General features: G+C 28.0%; 7 protein-coding genes. 2 read left to right on the forward strand and 5 right to left on the reverse strand.

All coding sequences use genetic code 11. From position 1 onward, the window contains the following. The first annotated feature begins 447 nt into the window (after positions 1 to 447). Both H8R92_RS10375 and H8R92_RS10380 read left to right on the forward strand, forming a co-directional pair. Positions 448 to 705: a DUF4176 domain-containing protein gene (locus H8R92_RS10375; RefSeq protein WP_022211917.1), complete on the forward strand. Its 258-nt coding sequence runs from the start codon at positions 448 to 450 to the stop codon at positions 703 to 705. Positions 706 to 771: 66 nt separating this feature from the next. Continuing rightward, positions 772 to 2,880, forward strand: a complete 2,109-nt coding sequence (locus H8R92_RS10380; RefSeq protein WP_186835413.1) for a BglG family transcription antiterminator — start codon at positions 772 to 774, stop codon at positions 2,878 to 2,880. Positions 2,881 to 2,958: 78 nt separating this feature from the next. Here the strand turns inward: H8R92_RS10380 and H8R92_RS10385 are convergent, their stop codons facing one another. From H8R92_RS10385 to pflB, 5 genes are all read right to left on the reverse strand, one after another. Next, positions 2,959 to 4,335, reverse strand: a complete 1,377-nt coding sequence (locus H8R92_RS10385) for an MATE family efflux transporter (RefSeq protein WP_186835414.1) — start codon at positions 4,333 to 4,335, stop codon at positions 2,959 to 2,961. A 296-nt stretch (positions 4,336 to 4,631) separates the two neighbouring features. Beyond that, complete coding sequence (locus H8R92_RS10390) at positions 4,632 to 5,816, reverse strand: M20 metallopeptidase family protein (RefSeq protein WP_022211920.1); 1,185 nt, start codon at positions 5,814 to 5,816, stop codon at positions 4,632 to 4,634. 237 nt (positions 5,817 to 6,053) lie between these two features. Further along, positions 6,054 to 7,040 carry a choloylglycine hydrolase gene (bsh, locus tag H8R92_RS10395; RefSeq protein WP_022211921.1) on the reverse strand — a complete coding sequence of 329 codons (987 nt, stop codon included), beginning with the start codon at positions 7,038 to 7,040 and terminating at the stop codon, positions 6,054 to 6,056. A 215-nt stretch (positions 7,041 to 7,255) separates the two neighbouring features. Then, on the reverse strand, positions 7,256 to 8,050 hold the full coding sequence (gene pflA, locus H8R92_RS10400; protein WP_022211922.1) for a pyruvate formate-lyase-activating protein: 795 nt from the start codon (positions 8,048 to 8,050) through the stop codon (positions 7,256 to 7,258). Further along, positions 8,016 to 10,268 carry a formate C-acetyltransferase gene (gene pflB / locus H8R92_RS10405; RefSeq protein WP_022211923.1) on the reverse strand — a complete coding sequence of 751 codons (2,253 nt, stop codon included), beginning with the start codon at positions 10,266 to 10,268 and terminating at the stop codon, positions 8,016 to 8,018. The genes pflA and pflB overlap by 35 nt, the downstream gene beginning before the upstream one ends. Between the last annotated feature and the right edge of the window lie 236 nt (positions 10,269 to 10,504).

Raw genomic sequence — 10,504 nt, forward strand, 5'->3', positions numbered from 1 at the left:
TAAAAATCTCCCTTACATTTATAAAAATAATTTTACTTCTTCAAGACTCTGTTCTAACATAAATTTAATACAGAGGTATAATGTTCTCAGAAATCAAAAATCTTAAATGAAGGTTGTATACCCAATTGAATTTGTTCTAGAAATCACTTTCTAGGTTTGTCAATCTTTAACAGTAGCATACAAGTACTGTGGGGCATCCGCCGAAAATCTCGATATTCCCCAACCTCGTCAACTTAGTAAATGTTTTAATTTATTTACTAAGTTCTGGCGCTTTTATTATTTTTTTAAAAATTTTTCTTCTATAATTCTCACCAACTTATTTAAAATTTTATACCTCTCGTTTAAAATTATATCATATCAATAATATTTTTGCATTAATATTTTTACATCAAATAAACCATATAATTGTAAATAATCAAATAATTAATAAAAGGAGAATACAATATAATGAATTTATTGCCACTAGGCTCTATAGTAGTTTTAAAAAATGGTTATAAAAAACTTATGATTATTGGTAGAAAACAAATACAACAATCAGAAAATAAAATCTGGGATTACTTAGGTGTATTATATCCAGAAGGTTATTTAGGATTAGGATATACATTTTTATTTAATAATACTGATATACAGCAAGTTATTTTTAAAGGATATCTAGATTTAGAAGAAGATGCTTTTAAATTAGCTTTAAAAAATTTAAATAAGTAGATATAATAAACTTAGATAAGAAATATCCTTTATCTAAAAATTATAGCTTATTTTAGGAGATATTTAATGAAAAAAAATGCTTTAACATTAAGACAAAAGAAAATAATAGAAATTTTAACCAGTCCTAATAATACTGATTTTATAACAATTTCTAATATTGCAGAAAAATTAGGATTAAGCAATAGAACTGTATTAAGGGATATGCCTAATGTGGAGAAATGGCTTTATGAAAATGACTTTAATTTTATAAAAAAACCAGGAGTAGGTCTAATTATTGATGAAAGTTTAGAAAACAAAGAATTTATATTAGAACTACTAGAATTTGAAAATATAAAAAAAGAATACACTAAAGAAGAAAGAAAAAGAATAATATTAGGAGAATTAATACTTAATAAAACTCCATTAAAATCATATTATTTTACTTCAAATTTAAAAATATCTGAAGGAATTTTAAATAGCGATTTATATGAATTAGAAAATTGGTTAAATCAATTTAATATTAAAATTATAAAAAGACAAGGTGTTGGAATTTATTTAGAAGGTTCTGAAGAAAATTATAGAAAAGTATTATCAAATATTTTATATAGTGCTATAGGACAAAATAAAATTATAGATTTATTAGGTAATAATAATGAAATAGATAAAAATCTTAAGGATTTAACATTGGAAAATAAATTACTAGATTTTGTAGAGGAAGACTTAATAAAAGCTATTCAAAATGTACTAAATAATATAGAGAAAAAATATGAATTTAAGTTATCAGATAATTCCTATATAGGACTAATAATACATTTAACTTTAGTAATAAAGAGATTGCAAAATGGCGATACAATAATTATGGATAAAGATGTTTTATTAGAATTAGAAAATATGGATGAATTTAAAATAGCAAAAAAAATTGCTAATAATTTATCTAAAGAATTAGGTATAGAAATATCAAGAGATGAAATGGGATATATCACCATGCACATTAAAGGTGCAAAATTATCACTAAATAAAATTGAAGATAACATAGATTTAAATAATTTGGATATTAGAAAAATATCAAGTACTATTATTGCCAGTATAGAAAACGATTTCCAAATAGATATAATAGATAAAGATAAATTAAATAGAGATTTATCTAATCATTTAGTTCCTGCTATAAGTAGGTTAACCATGAATCTTAATATTAGAAATCCATTGCTTGATAGTATTAAAGAAAAATATTATGAAATTTTTAAAGCTTGTGAAAAAGCATGTGAAATACTAAAAAATATAGTTAATATCTCTAAGATATCAGAATCTGAAATTGCATACATAACATTACATTTTGCAGCTGCAATACAAAGAACTTTAGAACAAGAAAAAATAATAGCTGTAGTAGCATGTCCATCTGGCGTTGGGACATCTAGGCTTTTATCAAGTGATATACAAAGATCATTTAATAATATAATCATTAAAGATAGAATTTCTATTATTAATATAGACATTGATAGTTTAAAAAATCAAGGTATAGATTGTATAATTTCTACTGTAAAATTAGATATAGATTATAAATGTATATCAGTAAATCCATTGTTATCAGAAGATGATAAATTGAAACTAAAAAATTTTACAAAAGAAATATTGGATAACAAAATAAATATGGTATCTAAAAAAGCTGAAAAAAAAATATTTGGAAAAGAAGAAATACAATTAATATCTAATTTAGGTGATATTATTATTAATCTGTTATCAAATATAATTTTGAAAGAAGTGAAAACGGTTTTAGATATAAATGATTTAATTTATGTGTCCAGTAAATTATTTAGCGATAATGAAGAAGATAGAATAAACATAGAAAATAGATTATTACAACGTGAAAAATTAGGAACTACATATCTGAAAGGATATGACTTAATGCTTTTACATTGTAAAAGTGATGTAATTAAAGAATGTAAATTTGGAGTAATTCAACTAAAAGATGAATTACTAATAGATGGAAAAAAAATTAAATCTACAATGCTTTCTTTATTACCAGAAAATGCAAAACAAATAGAATTAGAAGTTATGAGTGAAATAAGTTGTGAATTAATAGAAAATCTGTATTTTTCAGAAATAATAAAAACAGGAAGTATTCATGATATAAAAAGAGAAATTGAAAAAAAACTTACTTATTTTTATAAAAATAAAGTAAAATCAACTATTAAATAAAGAATAGGGATGTCGCATTAAAAATCAACGCAATATATTGTATTGTTTATTCTTAATGCGACATCCCCAGATTCTTTGTTATATATTTTTTGCTTCAACTAACTTTATTTTCATTTCACATTTGCTTTTATTTATTACATATTTATACGCTGGAATAAGAAATGCATCAGCAAAAATCCATGCTACTGGACTTGCTAAACATACTGCAACATAGCCAAAAATAGGAACTAAGATAAATCCACATAATGCTCTAGCAATCATTTCACACACTCCTGCTAATATAGCAAAAGTTGAATATCCCATTCCTTGGATAGTAAAACGTACTACATTTACTATGCATAAAGGAATATAAAAAGCTGCTACGATAATTAAATTTTCACTTACCTTTGCAAGTATTTCTATTTCATTTTCATTTACGAAAAGAAGGGCTAAGCTCTTGCCAAAAAAAACAGATATCATTAAAGCAACAATTGAATAAACTGAACCAATTATCATACTCTTCTTTATGCCTTCACTTATACGTTCTAATTTACCAGCACCAATATTTTGTCCTGTATATGTAGCCATTGTAGACCCTAATGCATCAAATGGACAACATAAAAACATAGAAATTTTTCCCGCTGCTGTTACTGCTGCTACAATTATAGATCCAAGACCATTTACTGCTGCTTGCAGTATGACGCTTCCTATAGCAGTAATAGAATACTGTAGCCCCATAGGTACTCCCATATAACATAATCTTCTTATACAATATCCATCAATCTTCAATTCATCACTTTCAAATTTTAGAACTGAATATTTTTTTCTCATATATATTAAACATAATATACCTGATACAGCTTGAGCTATAACTGTTGCCCAAGCAGCACCAGCTACTCCCATATGCATATAGATAATTAAAAATAAGTCTAAAATTATATTTATTATAGATGATATTATCAAAAAGAAAAGTGGCGTTTTACTATCACCTAGTGATCTTATAATTCCAGATAACAAGTTATATAAATAAGTTGCTGGTATACCTAGAAAAATCACATATATATAGCTATAAGCCCCTTGAATTATATCTTCTGGTGTTCTCATGGCTATTAAAATTTGTCTACAAAACACACAAACTATCAATGTCATGACTACTGAAAATACTATAGCTAAAAAACCACTATTAAAGACGTACTTACGTAGTTTTTTAAAATTTCCTGCTCCAAATTTTTGTGCCACCGGTATGGCAAACCCATTGCAAACACCCATACAAAAACCAATTATCATAAAATTTATTGACCCAGTAGACCCTACAGAAGCTAATGCACTTACCCCTAAATATTTACCTACAATAATTGTATCAACCATACTATAAAACTGTTGAAATAACATTCCTAATAATAACGGAATTGCAAAGCCTAAAATAATATTGAAAACATTTCCTTTGGTCATATCTCTCATTTCACTTTTTCTCATAACCCATAACCTCTCTCTTTATATTTTCCTTAATTTTTATTACTCCAAAGATATATTATTATATAATGTCTACAATTTCCATATATTTCACATAATTATTTTTTACAAAATTTTACTATATTTTCGCAAATTTCTTTTTACTCTTCTACCTCATAGTAGATAACTTTGTCATTAACTAGTGGTTCTAGTACTAAGCCTACAAACTGACTTTCACCATTAAGTTATTGAATATAGTAGTCACACATAAAAATCCAGATATACAATTATTTAAGTATATCTGGATTTATTAATTTTAATTATTTATTATTTTTTAGCCACATTATAGCACTATATGCATGTATAGCTGCTCCTGTAGGTAATATATCCTCATTGAAAACTACCTTTTCATTATGCATAGCTTCTCCATATAAACTATTTTCTTGCTTTGTACCAGCTCCTAACATAATATATACGCTTGGAACCTCATATGAATAAGAAGCAAAATCTTCTGAACCCATTCCACCTTGCTCAAATAAAACAACTGCTTTTTCTCCAACTATATCTTTCATATAACCAGTAAGTTCATGAGCTAATTCATCATTATTTGCTAATGGTGGTACAGATGATAACTCTATCAATTCTGCTTCTCCTCTAAGCATTTTAGCTGTAGAAGTAACTATTTCATTCATTCTATCAAAAATAAATTCCCCTACTTCTTTATCTAAACTTCTTATAGTTCCTTCCATAACAACTTCTTCCGGTATTACATTTGGTACATCTCCACCTACAAATTTACCTATTGTAACAACAGCTGATTCAGTAGCTGATATTTCTCTAGTTAAAATAGTTTGAATTGCTAAATAGATATGTGCAGCTATATTGATTGGATCTATTCCTGTTTCTGGCATAGCTCCATGACATCCTTTTCCTTTTACAACAATTCTAAATCTATTACACCCTGCAATACTAGTTCCTAAACCACATAATACAACATTTGAAGGTGTTCCTGAATGAACATGCATTGCTAAAGCTGCATCAACTTTAGGATTTTCAAGTACCCCTGCCTTTATCATTTTCTTAGAACCAGTAAATCCTTCTTCATCAGGTTGAAAAACTAATTTAATAGTTCCTTCTATCTCATCTTGATTTTCTTTAAGTAATCTTGCTGCTCCTAATAACATTGCTGTATGCATATCATGTCCACATGCATGCATGCATCCATTAGTAGACTTAAAGTCACATGAAGTTTTTTCAGCTATAGGAAGTGCATCCATATCTGCTCTTAATAAAAAAGTTTTTCCTGGTTTGTTTCCTTTAATTGTAGCTACTATTCCACTTTCACAAATTTCTTCAGGAGAATATCCAAATTCAACTAATTTATCCATAACATATTTTTTAGTTTTTGGTAACTCTTGACCTACCTCTGGATTACTGTGAATTACTCTTCTATAGCTTATAATTTCTTCTTTTATAAGTTTTGCTTGTTCTATAAATTTTTTCATATGTTTACCTCTTTATTTTTATTTTATAAACTTAATATTATACTTTTTATTTTCAAAGTCAATTAAATAATTGTAAACAAAAAAGAAATTTATTTTTAATAATTTTTTTAAAATCTAGACCCTACTCTTTTAATTTAAAATTAATCAAAAATATATATTTGAGGGTCTTTTTTAAGTATCATTATGATAAAATTTATCACAATAAAAATTTGCTTCAATAATTAAATTTTAGGTAATTTAATTTTGATATATTATATTTAATTTATCTAAATACTCAAACCTTTTAATTTCTTTACCATCTAAATCCTCTTTATTCATATCAACTGCACTAACTCCATTATTGTTATATGTAGAATAATAATAAATGCCTTTTTGTTGACACATACAAGAAGAATATAAAGTAATATCATCTGATCCTTCACTAATTACAGCACCTCTAGGCATTGCTACATTATTTAACATATGAAAAAATTGACTTATTCCTGATAATAAATCTTCTGATACTGGAAATTTTGATTTTAAATATGCTATTCTTACAAATCTATCAACTCCAGAAAGTCCTCCTGGTAACCCTTTTGTACCCATCCCTACCCCTAAAGGTCTTAATTCTTTATTGCCCCATTTCACATTTTCTGGTTGAACAGGTGTGGTTTTCATATATTCATTTAAATTAGTTAAATGCCAACCAAATGTTGGTGAATTAGTTAAAACTCCAATTGGATTATCATAAGTTTTAAATCCTTCTTTTGTTTTTTCTATAACTATAGATTTTCCATTAGTATCTGAAACTATCCAATGAAGTGTTGGAAGAGGTGTTTTTTCATTAATTGGTATTGCCACTAATTCTATATTTTTAATTTCATTTAAAACCTCATCTACTGTTTGAAAATTTGATAGTATCCATAAAATTAAATCATATGGTGCTATATTTTTCTTTCCATGAACTTCATTTTCTTCTGCGTGAAAATATCCTGGAAAATTAAGTCCTGCACACCCTAATCCTTTTTCATTAAATGCATCTGCAAAAGCTGGATAATCATCTATAACACTGGCCATACCCAATATTGCATATTTATTTTTTCTTATCTCTCCAGTAACTCTATCTCTATACTCATAATTTCTAGGAACTAATGTTACTGCTTGATTAAATGAATATGCCAAATCCATATTTCTACCAAATAAATTATAACCATCTTTAGTTGATAACGTTAACGCTGTACACATTTTTATCTCCTCCAAAGTAAATTTTATCTTAAATTAAAAAATCTATAAATCTATCCTAATTTCTTAAAATAATTTTTCTATTATTATTTTTTAATTATCAGATAAACTTAGTATTCTCTACTAAGACATTATTCATTCATTTATTATTAAGATAAAACAAACCCATGAAAATCAAAAGTTTGCTTTTCATGGGTTTATATGTTGCATGATATTATTTATCGTGATAAATACCCTCTATATTCACTTGTATAAAGAAGCTTTTTAGCATTTTCTACCCTCTCTTTAGTAGGTGGTTTTACATTAATTAAAGGATAAGCAATACCAAGTTTCTCCCATTTAAAAATTCCAAGGTCATGATAAGGAATTACTTCTACACGATCTACATTGCTTAAAGTCTTGATAAATTCATTAAGTCTTATCAATTCTTCATCATTATCACTTCCACCTGGTACCAATACATGACGAATCCATACTGGTTTGTTAATTTCTGATAAATACTTAGCCATATCAAGAATATTTAAATTACTCCATCCTGTAAGTTTTTTATGCTTAGATTCATCTATTTCTTTAATATCCAAAATTACAAGATCAGTTACATTCATAAGCTCCTTAAACTTGCTAAAGAAAGGCTCTTCTCTTGTAAATGGATTTCCAGACGTATCTAATGTTACGTGAACACCTTTAGCCTTAGCCTTTTTAAAAAATTCATTTAAGAAATCTATTTGGATAAGTGGCTCACCACCACTCACTGTAATGCCTCCTCCACTTTTCCAATAAGTTTTATATTTTAAAGCTTGAGTCAAAAGCTCATCAGCAGTTCTTTCCTCACCACCATTAATATCCCAAGTATCAGGATTGTGACAAAACTTGCATCTCATATGACAGCCATTAAAAAAAACAACAAAACGCACTCCAGGTCCATCAACAGATCCAAAAGTTTCTATTGAATGAATTTTTGCTATATTTTTATTCAAATTAAATTTCTGCATGGCATGTTCTAGAAATAACATCAAGTTGTTGTTCTCTTGTTAAATCTATAAATTTAACTGCATAACCTGATACACGAATGGTAAAGTTAGCATATTCTTCTTTTTCAGGATGTTCCATAGCATCTTTTAATTTTTCAACACCAAATACGTTAACATTTAAATGATGTGATCCTTGTTCAAAATATCCATCTAATACTTGTACAAGTTTATCAGCTTGTTCTTCTTTATCATGACCAAGTGCTGTTGGGTTAATTGTTTGTGTATTTGAAATACCATCTAAAGCCCATTCATATGGTAATTTAGCTACAGAATTTAATGAAGCAAGCAATCCATTATTTTCTGCTCCATAAGATGGACTTGCTCCTGGTGAAAGTGGAGTCCAAGCTTCACGTCCATCTGGCATATTACCTGTATATTTACCATATACTACATTAGATGTTATAGTAAGAATTGATGTTGTTGGTTCAGAATTTCTGTATGTGTGTCTCTTCTTGATTTTGTCAAGGAATGACTTAAGAACATATACACCTATTTCATCAGCTCTGTCATCATCATTACCGTATTTAGGGAAGTCCCCTTCAATTTCATAATCTGTAACAATGCCTGCTTCATTACGTATTGTCTTAACTTTAGCATACTTAATTGCCGAAAGAGAATCTATTACATGTGAGAATCCTGCAATACCTGTGGCAAATGTACGTCTTACATCTGTATCAATAAGAGCCATTTCTGCTGCTTCATAATAATATTTATCATGCATATATTGAATTAAATTTAGAACATTTACATAAAGACCTGCAAGCCAATCACTCATTTGTTCATATTTTGCAATAACTTCATCATAATTAAGATATTCAGAAGTTATTCCCTTATATTCTGGTCCAACTTGTTTACCTGATTTTTCATCAATACCACCATTTATTGCATAAAGTAAACATTTAGCTAAATTAGCTCTAGCTCCAAAAAACTGCATTTCCTTCCCTGTTTGAGTAGCTGATACACAACAACAAATTGAATAATCATCTCCCCATACTGGTTTCATAACATCATCATTTTCATATTGAATAGAACTTGTTTCTACTGAAATCTTAGCTGCATACTTCTTAAAATTTTCAGGAAGTGCAGAAGAATAAAATACAGTAATATTTGGCTCTGGTGCAGGTCCCATATTTTCTAATGTGTGAAGGAAACGATAGTCATTCTTTGTTACCATATGGCGTCCATCAACACCTATACCTGCTAATCCAATAGTAACCCATGAAGGATCGCCTGAAAATAATTCATTATAAGATGTTATTCTTGCATATTTAACCATTCTACATTTCATTGTTAAATGGTCAATTAATTCTTGAGCTTCTCTTTCTGTAATAACTCCCTTATCTAAATCTCTTTGAATATATATATCAAGAAATGTAGATACACGCCCTATTGACATAGCTGCACCATTTTGAGTTTTTATTGCAGCTAAGTATCCAAAATATAACCATTGAACTGCTTCCTTAGCATCTTTTGCTGGTTGTGATATATCATATCCATAGCTTTCAGCCATTTTTTTCATATTTTCAAGTGCTCTACGTTGTTCTGTAATTTCTTCTCTTAAACGAATAATATCATCTGTCATAGTACCATCGCCACAATTATTAAAATCGTTAGTTTTTTCTTCTATAAGATGATCTATACCATAAAGAGCAACTCTTCTGTAATCTCCAACAATACGTCCACGCCCATAAGTATCAGGAAGTCCTGTAATTATATGACTATGACGTGCTTTTTTCATTTCTGGTGTATAAGCATCAAATACTGCTTGATTATGAGTTTTATGATATTCAGTAAAAATTTTGTGTAATTCTGTATTTACTTTATATCCATAATTTTCACAGGATTGTTCAGCCATTTTTATACCGCCATATGGCATAAAAGCTCTTTTTAAAGGCTTGTCTGTTTGAAGACCAACAATTTTTTCAAGTTCTTTTAAAGATTCATCAATATACCCTGGACCATAAGATGTAAGGCTAGAAACTACTTCAGTTTCCATATCAAGTACTCCACCCTTAGCTCTTTCTTCCTTTTGTAGTTCTTGTAATCTGCTCCAAAGTTTGTTTGTAGCATCTGTCGGAGCTGCAAGAAAACTTTCATCACCATCATATGGTTTATAATTTTTTTGAATGAAATCTCTTACATTGATTTCTTCTTTCCATAATCGCCCTTCAAAGCCTTCCCATTGTTCTTTTTCTAACATTTTCATTCCTCCACAAATTATTAACATATTCAAATTTGAAAACTATACTCAAGAAAAATATTATCTTATTTTATCATTTATGTCAATATTTTCCTTAAACAGTTTATTATACAAATTAAAAAAGTGGCTTTCGCCACGCTCCCTTCGGGAATTTAATTTTAAGTATTCTAAAAGGCATAGAACTAACATCGGTTCTATGCTATATTTTTCCTATTAATTAATACTTTATTCCGTAT

The organism is Clostridium lentum (assembly GCF_014287815.1).
Classification (GTDB): Bacteria; Bacillota; Clostridia; order Clostridiales; family Clostridiaceae; genus Clostridium; species Clostridium lentum.

Excerpts from the sequence above, each read along its gene's own strand:
- H8R92_RS10375 (WP_022211917.1), top strand. The coding sequence starts at position 448 with ATGAATTTATTGCCACTAGGCTCTATAGTAGTTTTAAAAAATGGTTAT.
- H8R92_RS10380 (WP_186835413.1), top strand. The coding sequence starts at position 772 with ATGAAAAAAAATGCTTTAACATTAAGACAAAAGAAAATAATAGAAATT.
- H8R92_RS10385 (WP_186835414.1), bottom strand. The coding sequence starts at position 4,335 with ATGAGAAAAAGTGAAATGAGAGATATGACCAAAGGAAATGTTTTCAAT.
- H8R92_RS10390 (WP_022211920.1), bottom strand. The coding sequence starts at position 5,816 with ATGAAAAAATTTATAGAACAAGCAAAACTTATAAAAGAAGAAATTATA.
- bsh (WP_022211921.1), bottom strand. The coding sequence starts at position 7,040 with ATGTGTACAGCGTTAACGTTATCAACTAAAGATGGTTATAATTTATTT.
- pflA (WP_022211922.1), bottom strand. The coding sequence starts at position 8,050 with ATGTTATTTCTAGAACATGCCATGCAGAAATTTAATTTGAATAAAAAT.
- pflB (WP_022211923.1), bottom strand. The coding sequence starts at position 10,268 with ATGTTAGAAAAAGAACAATGGGAAGGCTTTGAAGGGCGATTATGGAAA.